Below are 16,701 nucleotides of genomic sequence, written 5' to 3' on the forward strand. Positions count from 1 at the left end.
TCTTGGCTTTGTATCATATGATTCAGTATTTACAAGTGAAATTTACAAAGAAAAAATTTCAATATTTAAGAATTAGGTCTTCAGCAATCTATCAAGTAACTTTCGTGCAAGATATTCGAAGCTATTCATTCAAATTTTTTAGTACTTGATAAGCACCAGTATGCTTGAGGGAGGAGAAGTAAGAGATAGAAAATAAGCACTTAAATTTAAGTGCTTATTTTGACTGATTTAGAGGGACTTTTGATGATGCAAATCTAGAAACTGTTGAATTGCTTAATGAACTTTCAGGACACTGATAACGTTTTTTACACTCACTATGTGCTGTTTTGACGTTTTTTTCTATAATGTCAAGCTTTCTTACTCTAATTTCTTCTATTGTCAGAGGTGAATTGTCCAGTGGCCTTAAATATTGTTTTCCTTTAATATAACTTATTGCCATAGCAATTAGCGTAGCTATTCCATTACAATCAATTTGTGAAGAACCAATAGGGCTTCCAGCCGAATAGGCAACAGATTGATGTGCAGAAGGTAAAGCAGGAGCACTGCTGAATAAGCCACTGATGGTGATAGTTATCCCATTAAATATACTATTAATAAAAGAAGAAGGTTTTACTGCATTGCTTGCAGTGCTGCTAACTTCTTCAAAATTTTCTCTGATAAGAGTGAAGGAAGAATTCACTGTTCTACTTGCCAAGTCTGTGGTATTACTAACTTCCAATTCTATCTTGATTGCTTTGGTAGGGAATAATGAAAGATTCGCTGCACTACTTACAGAATCTGTGGCGTCATTAGCGTCTAACCCTACCTTAACACCTGCTTTTATAGAAGTTAATTTTGCTTCACAGTCATCTTCAGTAGCACTGCTCAATACAGATTCTATCTCTTGAATTTTACTATTGCTATTACATCTATCTTTTCTATAACCTCCAACAACATCTAATGCTGTTTTGCCGTACTTACTTTGAATACTAGCATCAGCACCTCTACAGAGTAGGAGTTTTACCATATCTAAATGACAATGGTTAAATGCTAAGTACAAAGGTGTAAAGCCTTTATAATTTGTAGCATTGATGTTAGCATCACGATCAAGTAAAAACTGTGCTATTTCTAGTTTGCCATTAATAGCAGCAATGTGTAAGGGAGTACTCAAATATCGACTGCTAATAGTAGTATTAACATCAGCACCACTGTCACACAAAAACTGTAATACCTTTAAGTTACCTATGTAAGTAGCAGAATGCATAGGCTTCATACTATATTTTTCATTATTCAAAATCTCATTTTTTATGTGTCTATGTTCTGCCTCTTCAATATATTCTTTAACTTTCTCAAAATCATCTCTGTTTATAGCAGAAAATAATTTTTTTCTCAGGCTCTCAATTATTTCTTGTCTTTCCATCAAATACCTCCTAAAAGACAACGTTCCCGGCTTTATATCACACAATTTAGTATGTGCAAGTGAAATTTACAGAGAAAAAGTTTCAATAGTTAAGAATTAGGTCTTCAGCAATCTATCACGTGCCGCGTTTAACTTTTGTGCAAAATACTCTGAGCCTCCCTTATCTGGATGGACTAGCTTCATTAAATTTTGGTATGCTTTATTGATTTCATTTTGGCTTGCTTCAGGATTTAGTCCCAGTATTTTTAATGCTTCGTCTTTAGACATGTTATCACCAGTGTAATTTTTGTTGTAACTTGTACCACTATTAAATTCGTTCAAAAACTTACTTAGTATAGAGTTCATCATAAAGCTTATGTTATTTCTCTTTGCCAAAAAGAGAAAAAATACGACAACGCTAGGTAGAACGAACGTGATTATTATGAATACTAAAAAGAGCAAAAAGATGAATGACATGTATATTTTTTTATCATTTTATGATTAAATAGTAACAATTATAATTGTTGTGGTAAATAACATGTTCATCCAAATTGAAGAAACGCCAAACCCAAATACGCTAAAGTTTCTTCCTGGGTTTGAAATTTTAAGCGAAGGAGAAACAGCTGATTTTTCAAATGCAGATGAAATAAAAAATTCTAAACTGGCAGCAAGTCTTTTTCAAATAGAGCATGTGGTAAGAGTATTTTTCGGTCATGATTTTATTTCAGTAACAAAATCAGATGGAATTAATTGGGACGTATTAAAAGTAGAAATTTTAACTACAATTATGGATCACTTTACTTCTGGTGGAAAAGCACTGGATAAAGAAGGAGCAAACGATAATGACATACCAAATGAAGAATTTTTTGATAAAAATGATATAGAAGTTGTAAATAGAATAAAAGAATTGATGGAAAGTTATATCAAACCTGCAGTTGCTCAAGATGGTGGTGATATCAAGTTCCGTGGCTATAAAGACGGAATAGTTTACGTTGAACTGCAAGGAGCTTGCTCTGGGTGCCCAAGTGCTGCAATTACCTTGAGGCAAGGAGTGCAGAATATGCTGAGCTATCACATACCAGAAGTTTCAGGTATAGAGACTATGCTATGACTAATCAAACAGTTAGAGGAACGAAAGATCTTTTGTTTGATGAATGGTATAAATTTAAATACATAGAGCAAACAGCAAATACAATCTCAAGTTTATACGGCTTTTTACCTGTTCAAACTCCGATATTTGAATACACAGAAGTTTTCACAAAGACTTTAGGTGATAGCTCAGATATCATAAATAAAGAGATGTATACATTTAATGATAAAGGAGGAAAGAGTATAACTCTGCGTCCTGAATTCACTGCAGCGATTGTTAGGCTACTCATTGAAAAAAAATTGCAAACACCGATAAAATTATTCTCAACAGGACCTGCATTTCGTTACGAAAGACCACAAAAAGGACGACAAAGGCAATTTCATCAGATAAATTTTGAAGTTTTTGGCATAGAAGATCCAAAAGCTGATATTGAATTGATATCACTTGCTCAGCAATTACTCACTGAATTTGGCATCAATAAAAACGTAAGGCTGGAAATTAACTCTTTGGGCGACGGTGAAACAATAACGAAATATAGAGAAGCTTTGATATCGTATTTAAAAAAATTTCAAAATGACCTATCAGAAGATAGTCAAAATAGATTGATTAAAAATCCACTCAGAATACTAGACTCTAAGGATAAGACAGATAAAGAAATAATCTCTGACGCACCAAAAATCAGTGATTATTATACAAAAGAGTCCTCAGATTTTTTTGAGCAAATATTAAACGGATTAACAACTCTTAAGATACCTTATATCGTAAATAATAAAATAGTTCGGGGTTTGGATTATTATTGTCACACAGTGTTTGAGTTTGTTACGGAAGATTTAGGTAGCCAAGGAGCGGTTTTTGCAGGAGGAAGATATGATAATCTAGTCTCTTCGGTAGGTGGAAAGCATACTCCAGCAATAGGATTTGCAGGAGGTATTGAGCGTATAACGGAATTAATCAACTATGCTGAAAAAAAAGAGAGGCCTATTTATATAATTCCAATCGGTGGAGAAGCTGAAGAACATGCTCTAGCACTTGTAAATGAGCTGCGCAGAAATGATTTATATGTGATTCACGAGTATAGCGGAACTCTTAAAACCCGAATGAAAAAAGCAAATCAAGCAAATGCAAAAGCTGCATTAATCTTTGGTGATGAAGAACTGAGCAGTAAGACTTTAAAAATTAAAAACATGGATACAGGTGAAGAAAAAGTAATCGCTCGTGATAAAATCGTAGAAAACCTCTAAGGAGTAATGCAAGTGTTAGCTATAGAAGAAAATTCGTCTGCAAAAGAATTTTTCATAGCATTCAATGTATCATAATCTGTAAAATCTAACTTTACTGGTGTAATAGTAATAAATCCCTCTTTTATTTTATCTACACTACCACTGCCTGAGTGTTCTCGAGACCAATTTAAGCTCAAAGAACCATTTGCGTTTTCAGTAAAAGTTAAATCCCCATCAATATTGTATTCACCTTGTTCAGCAAATTCTACCCCTTTTACTTTTTCTGTAGCAGGAAAATTTGCACTCATCACTATATTTTTAGGCCAACCAACTTTCATTAGCTTGCTGATAACCTTTGATGCAAAAATCTTTGTATTATGCCAGTTTATTTCATTACGATAAACTTGGCTTAGCGCGATAGAAGGTATAAATCTTGCAGCACCTTCCATTGCAGCACCAATTGTTCCTGAATAACAAATATCATCGCCGACATTTGATCCAATATTTACTCCAGATAATATCAAGTCTGGTTTTTTATTCATAATCTTATTGAGTGCAATAATGACGCAGTATGCAGGGGTACCAGATACACTAAACTCCCTTTCGTTGTGTTGGTTTATTTTAATAGATTGTTTCACTGGATAATCAAGAGACCTTGCAGCTCCACTCCTATCAGTATCTGGTGCCACTATCCATACCTCTGATGCGAAATTATGTGCAATCTTTTTGAGTAACTTTATTCCTTCACTTTCAAAGCCATCATCATTTGTTATCAATATTATCATATGCAACACTCAGCTATCAAGGTATACTGATGAGGTTTTAAATTTCTTTTCATAACCATAACAAAGAACTTGCTACAAATCAATAAGGAAAAATTAGAAGTGCGGCCAGGTTGCTGCCGCAACTTTCTTTGATTAAAGCTTAGGCAAGTCTCAGAGCTCTAAGCAGCAGAGAATCTTGTATGCCCTGCAAAAAATGCTTTCATCTTTTCAAGATAAGTAGATGGTTCTGCAGGGATTGCTATCTCGTCTATCTTATAAGATATTGCTGCATCTATGACTTCATCTGTTATTAATTCTCTTAGCTTTTTTTATTATATGCATAAATAAAAATATGCTTAAATTAAAAAAATGCAAATTTTGTATAAAAAAGATCGATTGAAATTTCTGAGCTTCAATTATATTATTAATCTATTAAGATAAAGATTACTGTGTCAAATAAGATAGGTTTTTTTGCTATTTTCGCCTTGGTGATTAGTAGCCAAATTGGCTCTGGAATTTTCATGCTTCCAATTAGCCTCGCTCCGTATGGCGCTTATAGCCTTATAAGCTGGGTAATCTCAGGATTTGGTGCTATATCTCTAGCTTTGGTTTTTGCTTCACTCTGCGCAAAATTTCCAGAAACGGGCGGTCCTCATATTTATGTGAAACATGCTTTTGGTTCTACAGCAGCTTTTTTTGTTGGTTGGACATATTGGGTAAGTTCGTGGGTTAGCTCAACTGCTGTAACGATTGCAAGTATCGGTTATTTAGCTCCACTTTTTCATAATGATATACAAGATATACGTTTGCTTTTAGAAATAATATTAATTTTAGCTATTATGCTAATAAACTTAAGAGGAGTAACTACTGCTGGTCGTGTTGAGCTTCTGCTAACCATTGTTAAAATTATCGCACTTCTTGCAATACCTATCGCAGGGTTGTTTTTCTTTGATAAAAATAATTTTATTGTAAGCGAGGAAGTATCAAACTTTACAATATCGCAAACTTTTGCTCGTTCTACACTCCTTACTCTATGGTGTTTTATTGGACTTGAATCAGCAACAGCACCTGCAGGATCCGTCAATAATCCAGCTAAGACAATACCAAGAGCTATAGTGCTTGGAACAGTCTGTGTTGCTGTGATATATTTCATCAATAGTCTTTCAATTATGGGATTGATAAGTGGTAATGAACTAGCTAGTTCAAAAGCACCATATGTTGATGCGATAAAAATTATGTTTCCAGGTAATTGGCATTTAATTATTTCTGTTGTTGCCTTTATCGTTTCTGTAAGTAATTTAAATGCTTGGTTTTTAGCTGATGGACAGGTCACCTTAGGCCTTGCAAAAGACAAGTTAATGCCGCAATTTTTTGGCAAAAAAAATAAGCATGATGCTCCATTATGGGGAATAATACTCAGTACTTTGGGGGTGTTAGTTTTACTTATCCTAACGTCAAACAAAAGTTTTGCTGAGCAAGTAACTTCAATAATTGATATCTCTGTGGTGTCATTTTTGTTTATCTACTTAGCATGTAGCCTTGCTTTTCTCAAAGTTAATATACAAGACAAAAGCTACTGCAAATTTTTAATTGGAGGTGTGGCTGTATCTTTTTGCTGTTGGATAATATACGAGACTTCTATAAAAACATTGTTAATATCAAGTCTATTCCCTTTAAGCGGAACACTTATTTATCTACTTTGGTATCATAAACTAAAAACTTAACTTAAATTTTTTATTTGCTAAAATTCTTAAGCTATACTACTGGCTTACATTAATAGAATTAAGAGGTATTGTGTCAAATAAAATAGGTTTTTGGGCTGTTTTTGCTTTAGTCATTAGTAGTCAGATCGGCTCTGGGGTTTTTATGCTTCCAATTAGCCTTGCTCCATATGGCGCTTATAGCCTTATAAGTTGGATGATATCAGGAGCTGGTGCTGTGTCTCTTGCGCTAGTTTTTGCTACGCTATGTGCAAAGTTTCCAGAAACAGGAGGTCCTCACGTTTATGTGAAACATACTTTTGGTCCTGCTGCAGCGTTCTTTGTTGGTTGGACATATTGGGTAATCTCATGGGTTAGTACAACAGCTTTAATAGTTGTGGGTGTTGGCTATCTTACACCATTTTTCCATGAAGATATCAAAAGTATGCGTTTATTTTTAGAGCTGTTGTTATTTACAATCATTACATTAATAAATTTAAGGGGAATAGCTACTGCAGGGCACGTTGAGTTTCTGCTCACGGTTGTGAAGGTTGCTGTATTGCTTGCAATACCTGTAGCAGCGTTGTTTTTTTTCGATAGAAATAATTTTATCATAAGTGAAGAAATATTAAGTCTTACAACATCGCAAATTCTTGCCCGCTCTACACTCCTTACTTTATGGTGTTTTATTGGACTTGAATTGGCAACAGCACCTGCAGGGTCAGTTGATAATCCAGCTAAAACTATACCAAAAGCTGTGGTGCTTGGCACAGTTTGTGTTGCTGTTATATATTTTATCAACAATTTTGCAATTATGGGATTGATCAATGGCAACAATTTAGCAAGTTCAAGAGCACCATATGTTGATGCGATAAAAATTATGTTTTCTGGTAATTGGCATTTAATTGTTTCTATAGTTGCATTCATTTTTTGTGTTGGCAGTCTAAACGCTTGGGTTTTATCTAGTGGACAAGTTGCTTTTGGTCTTGCAGAAGATAGACTAATGCCAAAATTCTTTGCTAAAAGGAACAAGCATGGCTCTCCTTTTTGGGGAATAACAGTTAGTTCAATTGGAACTGCAATTTTACTAATTCTCACTTCAAACAACAATTTTGCCCAGCAGATTACGTCGATTATTGACTTTTCTGTAATTTCATTTTTGTTCGTTTATCTTGCGTGCTGTTTTGCCTTTCTAAAGGTTATTATACAGGAGAGGAGTTGTTATAAGCTTTTAATTGGTAGCATAGCAACAACCTTTTGTTGTTGGGTGATATTAGAAACCCCTGTAGGTACTCTGCTGACTTCGAGCCTGTTCACTGCAAGTGGCATACCCATTTATTTATTTTGGTACTGCAAAACTTCTGTGCAACAAATTCAGTAGTGAGAGATACACTTTAAATGGTTAATATTTATGGGCCAAGATTTTTTTTCTCTTTATCTACTTGTTCAATATTACCATTCTCAAGTTTGCTACCTACTTCTTCTGTGCGTTTATTATCTATGTAGATCTCATTTTTTGCTTTATTAGAAAGACCTATTTGCGATTGCAGTTTTTTATACTCTTCTTTTTCAGGCGTGAAAATTTTCACTAAAAATCTTCCTATTATTGGTATTGAACTTAAAAAATCTCTTAATCCAAAAGATTCTTGCTTCTTGTTTGAAAGATGCTGGTCTATCTTAGAAATTTTCACACCATACTTTTTATCATCAAAATTTATCGCTGGCTTGCTTTTTTTCGAAAGAACATTTTGAATCTCTAATCTATTGATTTTTTCAGGCTTTTGAAATGCAGATACTGCAGGTTTGACCTTAGTGTCATCATGTTTTTTACTCATTTCATTCTACCATGCAATATTACTAGTGTCTTATAATTATAACTAAATTATGGTTAATTGCAAGGTAAAAATATTAAAGTAATTGTAAATTTTATCAGTAAAAATATAATATAGCTTTAAAATCAGAGGTTTATTTATATGGGATGTAAGATTGCAGTTATTGGAGCAACAGGAAGAGTAGGGCGTGAGGTATTAAGCGCGCTTGCCGAGTTTCAAGACGAAGGAAAAATTTCAATAGATTCTGTTATTGTATTTGCATCAAAAAAATCAGAGGGAAAAAAGGTAAGTTTCGGCGATGAAGAATTAACTGTCTTAGACCTTGAGAACTACGATTTTGTTGGAATTAATATAGCAATTTTCTGTGCTGGGTCTCATGTTTCCGAGAGATACGTACCGATTGCAACTGAAGCTGGATGTATTGTCGTAGATAATACCTCTCGTTTTAGGATGAAAGAAGGCGTGCCACTAGTTATTCCAGAGATCAATAAAGATAAAATTACGGAATATAAGAATCACAACATAATATCTAACCCAAATTGTACTACAATACAGATGTTGTTGGCATTGCATTTATTGCACCAAAAAGCAAAAATAAAGAGAATCGTTGCTTCAACTTATCAATCAACTTCTGGTGCAGGTAAAGCAGCAATGGATGAGCTTTACAATCAGACAAAAAAAATCTTTATGAATGAAGCTAAAAAACCTGAAATATTTCCTAAGCAAATAGCATTTAATTGCATTCCTCATATAGGAGAGTTCATGGAAGATGGTTCTACAAAAGAGGAGTGGAAAATGCAAGAGGAGACAAAAAAAATTTTAGAAGAGGATATAAAAGTAACTGCAACTTGTGTACGAGTACCTGTTCTTGTTGGTCATGCTATAGCAGTAAATGTAGAATTTGATCAGCATATAACTGAAGAAGAAGCTCGTGAAATGCTCAGTGAAGACGATGGAGTTTTAGTGCAAGATAAGCGCGAAGATGGTGGATATATGACTCAGATTGATGTTGTGCAAGAGGATGCCGTATACATATCGCGTATTAGACAAGACGATACCGTTAAACACGGATTAAATATGTGGATAGTAGCTGATAATCTACGCAAAGGTGCAGCACTAAATATAGTGCAGATCTTGGAGATCTTGATCAAAGAGCATTTATAGCTCAATAACTTAAATCTATATTGACATGTCCCATTTTACGCTTGTCCCTAACCTCTTTTTTCCCATATATGGTTAAACTAGCTTTTTCGTTGCTCAAATATTTGTGAGAATTATATATATCATTACCTATTATATTTTTTGTCATGCAAGGAAAGCGTAATACTACTTCCTGCATAGGTAATCCGCATATTACCCTCACCAGCTGCTCGAATTGACTAACGTTGCATGCATCCAAGCTCCAGTGGCAAGAATTGTGGGGTCTTGGGGCCAGTTCATTAACTAGTAATTCATGATTTTGAGTGATGAAAAATTCAATAGCTAGAATTCCTACTACATCAAGCGCAGTGGCTATTTTCTTTGCAGTTTTTTGTACCTCTTGGGCTAATTTATTATCTATTTTAGCTGATGCTATTGAAGTATTAAGTATTCCGTCAACGTGGTGATTCTCTGCTATAGGAAAAAAAGCTACTTTACCGTTTTTATTTCTTGCAACGACTATTGAAACCTCTTTCAGTAAATCAACACTTGCTTCAAGAATGTACTCTTTATTCCAATCGAAGGAAGCAAATTGCTTCAGTTCAGAATCATTTTCAATCACATATTGTCCTTTTCCATCATAACCCATTTCTGTTGTTTTTAGCCTCACTGGATAGCTAAAAGTTTCACTACTTTCTATTAGCTGATTATAATTTTGTATACTTTTGTAATCAGCAGTTTTTATGCTTAAATCTCTAATAAAATCTTTCTCTCTCAGCCTATTTTGCGAAATGTGTAACGCCTTTTTGCCTGGATAAAAATCTGTATGCTGCGACACAATATCAATTGCACTACATGGAATATTTTCAGACTCAATAGTGACTAAATCCACACTCTGTGCAAAAGATTCAAGTGCCCTCTTATCACAGAAGTCTGCTATTGTTAAATCATCAGCAACAGAACAAGCTGGATCGTTTTTAGCACTGGCAAAAATATGCGTTTTGTGCCCAAGTTTTATTGCAGCGATAGCAGTCATTTTACCTAATTGCCCACTTCCTATTATTCCTATCACTTTTTTATCCAGTGGATCTGTTTTGTTCATCATGTAGATTAATATTTCCTAGTTAGAGTACGATAATATGCTTGGAAAATCTATGAAAAAAGTGTATAATTGAAGTGTGTTAAATTTTTATCATGAACACTTTACGATGACCATGAAATACACACTTATTACTAATTCTGTTGAAGTTACAGTTTTGCCAATTTACATTGAAGAGCAATCCATTCCTTATGAAAATTGTTACGTATGGATGTATAATGTTAAGATAAAAAATAAAAGCTCATCAACCATTCAATTATTAAGTCGCTATTGGCGAATAATAGATCATAAGGGCAAAATAAATGAAATTGCCGGAGTTGGTGTTATTGGAGAACAACCTGTAATAAAATCTGGAGAGGTATTCAAATATACAAGTGGAACATACTTAAATACACCATCAGGAATAATGCAGGGTAAATATGAATTTCTGAACGAAGAGAGCATAAAAACCTTTGATGTTATGGTACCACCCTTTTCCTTAGATAGTCCATACGTTAACACTAGACCTCATTGATCATCAAGATAGTGTATTTGTTTAAGTGCATCTGAAACCAGTGCTTCTTGTTTTGTCATTTGAGCTTCCATAATGTCATCCGAGTAGCTGATACTGAGATTCAACTAAGTTGATAAACACGAAAGCACTGACCATTTGCTTCTATAGTTGTCTTTTTTCGTCTATCTTATTTTGTTACTCTGCTGAACAGATGCAAAATAGTTTATTTTTGATTCTTATCATCAAGTGTGAATAAGATTATTGTAGAGGTTAAACCTATAATAACTATCATTAATGAAAATGGGGCAGCTTCTCTGTAACGCTCATCGCTGACAAGTTCATATACTCTAGTTGATATAGTTTCAAAATTAAATGGTCTGATAATTAGTGTTGCCGTGAGTTCTTTTACCGTATCCATAAACACGAGCAGAAATCCCGATAGTATGCTTTTCTTGATAAGGGGAATATGAATATTCAGGCACGTGGAAATAGGCCCATGACCCATAGTATATGCAGTCCATTCAATTTCATTTGGTGTTTTTTTGAGTCCCGACTCTATCGCCTTGAAAGATATAGCAAAAAAACGAAATAAATATGAGTAAACTAATGCGCCAATAGTTCCTACTAAGCTAATTTCTACAATATATTGAGTAATGAAAGAAGATATTCTGCTTAAAAACATTATTATGCTAATTGCAATAATTGCATTTGGAATTGCATATCCAAGAGAAATTAGACGTGCTACGTTGCTTATTACCTTGTTTCTACGCGCTGTATATCCAATAATTATCGCAATGCTAATTGAGATTAATGCGGTAATAAATGATAAACCAACACTATTTGCTATTATATTGTAAAATCTTGCTTCGTATATGAAAAAGCCTTTCTCTATGCTCCAATATATAAGTGGAATCATTGGTAAAATAAAGCCTATTAATATCGGCAATAAACACATAAGATAAGAAAAGATCAACGATATAGAACCGTTTATAATACGTTTATTGTGATAATCTGCATTAGTATTGATTGAAGAGTAAGATATTTCTCTTTTTTGTAGTTTTTTCTCGATAACTATTAGTGTTGCAACGAAAATCAGTTCTGCAACTGCTAAAACAGTAGTTGAATATTTGTCATGAAGTAAAAACCAAGTACGGTATATTCCTGTCGTGAAAGTATCGATAGCAAGAAACTGTGGTGTGCCGAAATCTGTAATTACTTCCATTAGTACCAAGGATAACCCAGCTATAATTGATGGACGTATGGAGGGTATGATGACAGAAAACAGACTCTGTAATGAGGAGAACCCAAGTGTTGATGCAATAGTGACTGAGTTACTAACGCTCTTTAGACTTGAGCGGACCAACATATAAACGTATGGATATAGACTAAATCCCATTACTAATATTCCACCACCTAGGGATTTGATCTCGGGAAACCAATAGTCACCTTTGCCCAATTGAAAAGTATCTCTTAACAAGCTCTGAATCGGACCTGAAAACTCTAGCGTATTTACATAAACAAACGATACTATATATCCAGGAATTGATATCGGAAAGAATAAGGCAATCTCAAAAATTCTACTTCCGGGAAACGAAAAAAATGTAGTAAGCCAAGCTGGAATTACTCCAAATATAAAGGATATTAACCCTACTCCTACCATCAAAATTAACGTATTGAGTATATATTCAGGAAAAAGTCTACTAATTACCCATCCAGAGTTTGCTGATTCTGTAAATAGAATCGATATTAACGATAGTATAGGGCAGACAAATAATACACTTACTAAAAACAAGAATATATTTTTAAATACTCTCAGAAACATTAACTTGAATCTATATTTGATATTAAAATGTTATATGCAAAAACTAAAGATATCCAGTAATTAACAGCCGTCCTATTGAATATCTTCATAATTTTATATATTATGTTTTAAATCGATAAACTAATTAATTATGAGTTTTGTCATTGCAACTTTCTATCATTTTGTAAAACTCTCTAATTATTATGACATGAAAGATGAAATAAAAGTTGCATGCGACAACGTTGAATTAAAAGGCACTATACTCCTTGCAGAAGAGGGTATTAATGCAACCGTATCTGGTGAAAGAAACGCGATTGATAAAATATTAGATTTTCTACGTTCTGATTATAGACTAAGGGACCTTACATGGAAAGAGAGTGCAGCAGAATATCAACCATTTAGTAAGATGAAAGTGAGATTAAAAAGAGAAATTGTGAATCTTGGTGTAAGTAATCTTGATACTTCCGTTAGAGGTCATTACATTGATCCAGATTATTGGGATGATTTTATCTCTCAACCTGATGTTTTAGTGATAGACACACGAAATGATTACGAAGTAAAACTAGGCAAGTTTAAAAATGCAATCAATCCACATACTCAGCGTTTTCGAGATTTTCCTCAGTGGGCAGAGTCTTTCTCTGAGAGTAAAAATCTGAAAGTGGCTATGTACTGCACTGGTGGAATCAGATGTGAGAAATCTACAGCATATATGAAAAGCCTTGGATTTAACGATGTTTATCACCTTAAAGGCGGTATTCTTTCCTACCTTGAAAAAACTCACAACAAAAGTGGTAATTGGGAAGGCGAGTGTTTTGTTTTTGATGATAGAATTGCTGTTGATCACTCACTTGCCCCGAGTGATAAAATAAAATGCATATTCTGCTCAAGTAAAGTTTCAACTGATGAGCTGAAATCAGTTTCACGTGGCCAGGTAGTTTGCTCTGATTGTAAATCTTTAAGTATTGAAAGAAATTCAGAATACAACACGAACCTTTAACGACTTATTTCTCTTTGCATATTTGTAACCTTAATTTTATCAAGGCATTTACCTACAACATAGCCCGCTCCAGCTCCAAGTAATGCACCAACTATAGCAAATGCAATCAACACTACACCAGAAACACCGATAAGAGTTAAAGTTTCTTGCCCTAAATAACATGCTGCAACTAGACCAGCAACTAAACCAATTGCTGCACCTATACACCTAAGTTTCATATTATTACTAATATTTCTACCTTTCCTATATTGTATACTATGATCAGTATCATCATCTTGAAAAGCAAATTCTTTGATATCGTCTCTTGTTTTTAAACAATCGATAAGCTCACCTATTGTTTTGCTACGCAAATTATGTAAATTTATAACGCCATTTTTTATAGATTGTTCAAATGTCATTTTATTTTTCCATACTATTAGAATATGTTCTTATTACACTGAGCATCTTAACAATTGGTAAATTCCCATACAAGAATAAGTAGATAATCTTACCACTATAGGTGGGACTAAAGCGCTGTAAGATTAAATTCCTGAAAAATGTTAGTAAGAAGAGCTTTTCTAAAAACAATAAAGTTAAGAGTTGAAGAGATAGTAAAAGAGCGACTTACAGTTAATCCAATTGATTTTGGTGAATCGTTTTGTTACAAACTCAAAGGATACAGAAGACTGAGAACTGGCGATTATCGTATCATGTAAATGCTGCAAAGTATGAAGTGTTTCAATAAAACACAGAAAAGACATTTACGAATCTGAGGCTCCATAATAATATCCTTCCAGTATTAACTTACTGTGACTTTTCCGGTTGAGCCACTGCGATTCTTTGCAACGTTTATCTCTAATCCGTTATTAGCATCGATTTTATAGTCTGTAGAGTAGTAAAATTATAGGGGTATAGTCAAAAAATGAGTTATTTTTGAGCTGAGCAAAGCCACCTAAGGTGAAGAGGAAGGAGAGGTGTATAATATAATATTTATAATTTACTTACGTAACTTAACGATTATTGAAAAACATAGTTCTTAAGTACCTTCAAAGCTTTCTCGTAAATGGTATCCCTATGTCCTATTGTAATAATAGTTACTTCATGTTTTTTGGTGTCTGCACAATACATAATACGGTAATCGCTGACTCTTAGTCTTCTAAACCCTTTAAAGCTATGGTATAAAGGCTCACCAATGGATCGACTGTAAGGCGTTCCTGTATTGCTTTATTTACTCTTGATTCTATTTTTATCGGTAAAGCTGGAAGATCTTTTTCAGTGACATTCTTCAAAAATTTAATCTTGTAGTCCACTTGATCTCCACTTTACATTTTTGTAATCAACTGTTTCTGCACCTTCGACATCATATTGATCAGCAACCACAGATAGTAAAAAATCTTCCATTTCACTATCTATTGCTTCTTTAAGTAGTTTTTCTGCTAATGCTTGAGCAGGTTGCTTAGTAAGTTCAGATAATTCAGCAAGATGCTGTAAAGTTTCTTTACTGAAAGCTAAATTAGCGTTTGCCATAGGTTTTACCAAGTTCTACTACTCTATAATTATACAACATTTTTCTGAAATTTTCAATAAAAGCAACCATACTATTGTTAGTATAGTATTAATGCTTATATGTTAAAATTATATTAGTTTTTTAATTAAGGAGAATATTATGTTAGGAAATTTACAGAGTGAAAAAATAGGAGTAGATTTACAACAAAAGTTGGATGTACAGTATGTGAGCGCATGGCATCGCAATTGCCTCAATAACTGTGAAAAAAATTCATGGACTGTGCCCGGTGAGGCACTATGCAAACTCAAGTGTGATTTACAGGCTTCCCCATCTGATTCACAAAAGTCAGCATCTATTGATGTAAGTGATACATTAAGAGGTATTGGAGACAATTTCCATGCTCTCGCAGATTCAGTTTCTGTTCTGTAGTAGATACAGGTTGAAAAAATGTGAGGCTATATTTTTCAATAAAGAATTATATTAACAGATTATGATAGGTTGAGTATACACGAGTTTGCTGATGCTCGTGAGAAATTACACAGACTAAGTATAGTATTGCAAGATATTGTTAGGAATAGGGAAGGTATGCTGGCTACTGGATGTATTTCTATGATAACAACTACTCTTCGTCATCAAAAATCAAGAAGGCTCTGCAACTTGATAACTCTATTCTTTTATTGACGTAGATGACTCTGAAAAATTGCGGAGCTGAAGTGCTAATGCTATATGGTTATTACGTTCAAGAACAAAACGGAAAATCCTATGTTATACTAGAAATAATGTGCGGAAAAGGGGGGATTCGAACCCCCGACATATTTTCATATGTGCACGCTTTCCAAGCGTGTGCTTTAGACCACTCAGCCACCTTTCCATACTTATTCATAATATTAAAAATTATGCTGCTAAACAACTGGTATATATGGTTCGCCACGGAAATTCACAGTATTGTTAAACTTGTTTTTGCACGTTAAAAACGCTTTATCACAACCTGCAAGTATCGAATATTTATCTCCGGTAGAAATTTGATATGGAGGAGAAGCAAATAATGTAACTACTTTATTTTTGTATTCTTTAACTACAACTTCAAATGTTGCTGAACTAAAGAATTTTACCACTCCGTGCTTATAATATCCATCGCTTTCGATTAAATTAGTGTCTTCAAATCTTCTTTCATCTATCATTTTAGTAATTGTGCTCATTCTACTAAACTTTTTAGCATCAGCTTTACATCTATCATCGCAAAATTGTGCCCTGCATACAGGAGAATATAGCTCTGTTATGCTTCTCTCAAGCTTTGTCGCAAGACCTCTAATTTCAGCGATAAACCTCCCACTATTTAATGTTACTTTACCAAAAGTTCCTGCATGCAAATTCATAATTCCCTGACTCAAATCTTTATAATTCACAAGAAATATTTCAATATTTGCAAAGTCATGCCTTCCTGATAAAACATCTTTTTCTTTAATATCAGCACTATTTAATATTCCTTCAATTTCTAGATTATCAGTTCTCAAATCGCTATTTAATATTATACTGCTGGCTATAAAACCGCTTGAAGATTTATAGAGTATATTATTGAGATTTAAATCTTTATCATAGTCAGTGAATCCCATTACCTCCCCACTTACAAGTGTTAATTTCCAGCAAGTAGCGATGGTAAGTAATTCTCCAGTTAAATGGTTTTTTAGTTTGGTTTGCATA

The 16,701-nt window shown here is 33.9% G+C and carries 20 protein-coding genes and 1 tRNA gene; 9 read left to right on the plus strand and 12 right to left on the minus strand.

Annotation, left to right across the window (positions count from 1 at the left end; all coding sequences use genetic code 11):
* Positions 1-214: 214 nt before the first annotated feature.
* Complete coding sequence (locus tag ABWU45_RS00395; RefSeq protein WP_353278591.1) at positions 215-1,399, minus strand: ankyrin repeat domain-containing protein; 1,185 nt, start codon at positions 1,397-1,399, stop codon at positions 215-217.
* A 96-nt stretch (positions 1,400-1,495) separates the two neighbouring features.
* Positions 1,496-1,747 (minus strand): DnaJ domain-containing protein, encoded by a 252-nt coding sequence (locus ABWU45_RS00400; protein WP_264682869.1) that lies wholly within the window; start codon positions 1,745-1,747, stop codon positions 1,496-1,498.
* 169 nt (positions 1,748-1,916) lie between these two features.
* On the opposite strand from ABWU45_RS00400, the gene ABWU45_RS00405 reads away from it, so the two are divergent.
* Together ABWU45_RS00405 and hisS are read left to right on the plus strand one after the other, a co-directional pair.
* Positions 1,917-2,489 (plus strand): NifU family protein, encoded by a 573-nt coding sequence (locus ABWU45_RS00405; protein ID WP_353278592.1) that lies wholly within the window; start codon positions 1,917-1,919, stop codon positions 2,487-2,489.
* Positions 2,486-3,709: a histidine--tRNA ligase gene (gene hisS, locus ABWU45_RS00410; RefSeq protein ID WP_353278593.1), complete on the plus strand. Its 1,224-nt coding sequence runs from the start codon at positions 2,486-2,488 to the stop codon at positions 3,707-3,709. Before ABWU45_RS00405 ends, hisS begins: the two co-directional genes overlap by 4 nt.
* On the opposite strand, the gene surE is transcribed toward hisS, so the two are convergent.
* On the minus strand, positions 3,706-4,473 hold the full coding sequence (gene surE, locus ABWU45_RS00415) for a 5'/3'-nucleotidase SurE (RefSeq protein WP_353278594.1): 768 nt from the start codon (positions 4,471-4,473) through the stop codon (positions 3,706-3,708). The two genes, hisS and surE, sit on opposite strands and share 4 nt — an antisense overlap.
* Before the next feature lie 428 nt (positions 4,474-4,901).
* On the opposite strand from surE, the gene ABWU45_RS00420 reads away from it, so the two are divergent.
* Positions 4,902-6,176, plus strand: a complete 1,275-nt coding sequence (locus tag ABWU45_RS00420; protein WP_264682873.1) for an APC family permease — start codon at positions 4,902-4,904, stop codon at positions 6,174-6,176.
* A gap of 70 nt (positions 6,177-6,246) precedes the next feature.
* A complete protein-coding gene (locus tag ABWU45_RS00425; protein ID WP_264377489.1) occupies positions 6,247-7,533 on the plus strand; it encodes an APC family permease in 1,287 nt (428 codons plus the stop codon).
* Between the two features lie 28 nt (positions 7,534-7,561).
* Here ABWU45_RS00425 and ABWU45_RS00430 read toward each other — a convergent pair whose 3' ends face one another.
* Positions 7,562-7,987, minus strand: coding sequence for a hypothetical protein (locus ABWU45_RS00430; protein WP_353278596.1), 426 nt, complete (start codon positions 7,985-7,987; stop codon positions 7,562-7,564).
* Between the two features lie 138 nt (positions 7,988-8,125).
* On the opposite strand from ABWU45_RS00430, the gene ABWU45_RS00435 reads away from it, so the two are divergent.
* Entirely contained in the window at positions 8,126-9,148 is a 1,023-nt protein-coding gene (locus ABWU45_RS00435; protein WP_353278597.1) for an aspartate-semialdehyde dehydrogenase, read from the plus strand.
* A gap of 1 nt (position 9,149) precedes the next feature.
* Here the strand turns inward: ABWU45_RS00435 and ABWU45_RS00440 are convergent, their stop codons facing one another.
* Positions 9,150-10,226 carry a 5-(carboxyamino)imidazole ribonucleotide synthase gene (locus ABWU45_RS00440; RefSeq protein WP_353278599.1) on the minus strand — a complete coding sequence of 359 codons (1,077 nt, stop codon included), beginning with the start codon at positions 10,224-10,226 and terminating at the stop codon, positions 9,150-9,152.
* 106 nt (positions 10,227-10,332) lie between these two features.
* On the opposite strand from ABWU45_RS00440, the gene apaG reads away from it, so the two are divergent.
* The gene (gene apaG, locus ABWU45_RS00445; RefSeq protein ID WP_010402892.1) at positions 10,333-10,737 is read left to right on the plus strand and encodes a Co2+/Mg2+ efflux protein ApaG; all 405 of its coding nucleotides are present in this window, start codon (positions 10,333-10,335) and stop codon (positions 10,735-10,737) included.
* Positions 10,738-10,939: 202 nt separating this feature from the next.
* Here apaG and ABWU45_RS00450 read toward each other — a convergent pair whose 3' ends face one another.
* Positions 10,940-12,538 (minus strand): ABC transporter permease, encoded by a 1,599-nt coding sequence (locus ABWU45_RS00450; RefSeq protein WP_353278600.1) that lies wholly within the window; start codon positions 12,536-12,538, stop codon positions 10,940-10,942.
* Positions 12,539-12,668: 130 nt separating this feature from the next.
* On the opposite strand from ABWU45_RS00450, the gene ABWU45_RS00455 reads away from it, so the two are divergent.
* Positions 12,669-13,514 (plus strand): rhodanese-related sulfurtransferase, encoded by an 846-nt coding sequence (locus tag ABWU45_RS00455; protein ID WP_254229390.1) that lies wholly within the window; start codon positions 12,669-12,671, stop codon positions 13,512-13,514.
* On the opposite strand, the gene ABWU45_RS00460 is transcribed toward ABWU45_RS00455, so the two are convergent.
* Positions 13,511-13,912 carry a hypothetical protein gene (locus ABWU45_RS00460; RefSeq protein ID WP_353278602.1) on the minus strand — a complete coding sequence of 134 codons (402 nt, stop codon included), beginning with the start codon at positions 13,910-13,912 and terminating at the stop codon, positions 13,511-13,513. The genes ABWU45_RS00455 and ABWU45_RS00460 overlap by 4 nt on opposite strands.
* A 138-nt stretch (positions 13,913-14,050) precedes the next feature.
* On the opposite strand from ABWU45_RS00460, the gene ABWU45_RS00465 reads away from it, so the two are divergent.
* A complete protein-coding gene (locus ABWU45_RS00465) occupies positions 14,051-14,209 on the plus strand; it encodes a hypothetical protein (RefSeq protein ID WP_353278604.1) in 159 nt (52 codons plus the stop codon).
* A gap of 301 nt (positions 14,210-14,510) precedes the next feature.
* Here ABWU45_RS00465 and ABWU45_RS00470 read toward each other — a convergent pair whose 3' ends face one another.
* Genes ABWU45_RS00470 through ABWU45_RS00480 form a run of 3 tightly spaced genes read right to left on the minus strand, consistent with a single transcriptional unit; the run spans position 14,511 to position 15,020 of the window.
* Positions 14,511-14,621 carry a hypothetical protein gene (locus ABWU45_RS00470; RefSeq protein WP_264375108.1) on the minus strand — a complete coding sequence of 37 codons (111 nt, stop codon included), beginning with the start codon at positions 14,619-14,621 and terminating at the stop codon, positions 14,511-14,513.
* Positions 14,622-14,641: 20 nt separating this feature from the next.
* Positions 14,642-14,803: a hypothetical protein gene (locus ABWU45_RS00475; RefSeq protein WP_265015004.1), complete on the minus strand. Its 162-nt coding sequence runs from the start codon at positions 14,801-14,803 to the stop codon at positions 14,642-14,644.
* A complete protein-coding gene (locus ABWU45_RS00480; RefSeq protein WP_353278605.1) occupies positions 14,787-15,020 on the minus strand; it encodes a hypothetical protein in 234 nt (77 codons plus the stop codon). Before ABWU45_RS00480 ends, ABWU45_RS00475 begins: the two co-directional genes overlap by 17 nt.
* Before the next feature lie 139 nt (positions 15,021-15,159).
* Between ABWU45_RS00480 and ABWU45_RS00485 the strand changes: the two genes are divergently transcribed.
* Positions 15,160-15,429, plus strand: a complete 270-nt coding sequence (locus tag ABWU45_RS00485) for a hypothetical protein (RefSeq protein ID WP_353278607.1) — start codon at positions 15,160-15,162, stop codon at positions 15,427-15,429.
* A gap of 355 nt (positions 15,430-15,784) precedes the next feature.
* Here ABWU45_RS00485 and ABWU45_RS00490 read toward each other — a convergent pair.
* Positions 15,785-15,871 (minus strand) — tRNA-Ser (locus ABWU45_RS00490).
* Positions 15,872-15,902: 31 nt separating this feature from the next.
* Complete coding sequence (locus ABWU45_RS00495; protein ID WP_353278608.1) at positions 15,903-16,700, minus strand: DUF2163 domain-containing protein; 798 nt, start codon at positions 16,698-16,700, stop codon at positions 15,903-15,905.
* Position 16,701 lies beyond the last annotated feature (1 nt).

The sequence above is a fragment of the Wolbachia endosymbiont (group B) of Longitarsus flavicornis genome, from assembly GCF_964028135.1.
Lineage (GTDB): Bacteria > Pseudomonadota > Alphaproteobacteria > Rickettsiales > Anaplasmataceae > Wolbachia.

Excerpts from the sequence above, each read along its gene's own strand:
- ABWU45_RS00395 (WP_353278591.1), bottom strand. The coding sequence starts at position 1,399 with ATGGAAAGACAAGAAATAATTGAGAGCCTGAGAAAAAAATTATTTTCT.
- ABWU45_RS00400 (WP_264682869.1), bottom strand. The coding sequence starts at position 1,747 with ATGATGAACTCTATACTAAGTAAGTTTTTGAACGAATTTAATAGTGGT.
- ABWU45_RS00405 (WP_353278592.1), top strand. The coding sequence starts at position 1,917 with ATGTTCATCCAAATTGAAGAAACGCCAAACCCAAATACGCTAAAGTTT.
- hisS (WP_353278593.1), top strand. The coding sequence starts at position 2,486 with ATGACTAATCAAACAGTTAGAGGAACGAAAGATCTTTTGTTTGATGAA.
- surE (WP_353278594.1), bottom strand. The coding sequence starts at position 4,473 with ATGATAATATTGATAACAAATGATGATGGCTTTGAAAGTGAAGGAATA.
- ABWU45_RS00430 (WP_353278596.1), bottom strand. The coding sequence starts at position 7,987 with ATGAGTAAAAAACATGATGACACTAAGGTCAAACCTGCAGTATCTGCA.
- ABWU45_RS00435 (WP_353278597.1), top strand. The coding sequence starts at position 8,126 with ATGGGATGTAAGATTGCAGTTATTGGAGCAACAGGAAGAGTAGGGCGT.
- ABWU45_RS00440 (WP_353278599.1), bottom strand. The coding sequence starts at position 10,226 with ATGAACAAAACAGATCCACTGGATAAAAAAGTGATAGGAATAATAGGA.
- apaG (WP_010402892.1), top strand. The coding sequence starts at position 10,333 with ATGACCATGAAATACACACTTATTACTAATTCTGTTGAAGTTACAGTT.
- ABWU45_RS00450 (WP_353278600.1), bottom strand. The coding sequence starts at position 12,538 with ATGTTTCTGAGAGTATTTAAAAATATATTCTTGTTTTTAGTAAGTGTA.
- ABWU45_RS00455 (WP_254229390.1), top strand. The coding sequence starts at position 12,669 with ATGAGTTTTGTCATTGCAACTTTCTATCATTTTGTAAAACTCTCTAAT.
- ABWU45_RS00460 (WP_353278602.1), bottom strand. The coding sequence starts at position 13,912 with ATGACATTTGAACAATCTATAAAAAATGGCGTTATAAATTTACATAAT.
- ABWU45_RS00465 (WP_353278604.1), top strand. The coding sequence starts at position 14,051 with ATGTTAGTAAGAAGAGCTTTTCTAAAAACAATAAAGTTAAGAGTTGAA.
- ABWU45_RS00470 (WP_264375108.1), bottom strand. The coding sequence starts at position 14,621 with ATGTATTGTGCAGACACCAAAAAACATGAAGTAACTATTATTACAATA.
- ABWU45_RS00480 (WP_353278605.1), bottom strand. The coding sequence starts at position 15,020 with ATGGCAAACGCTAATTTAGCTTTCAGTAAAGAAACTTTACAGCATCTT.
- ABWU45_RS00485 (WP_353278607.1), top strand. The coding sequence starts at position 15,160 with ATGTTAGGAAATTTACAGAGTGAAAAAATAGGAGTAGATTTACAACAA.
- ABWU45_RS00495 (WP_353278608.1), bottom strand. The coding sequence starts at position 16,700 with ATGCAAACCAAACTAAAAAACCATTTAACTGGAGAATTACTTACCATC.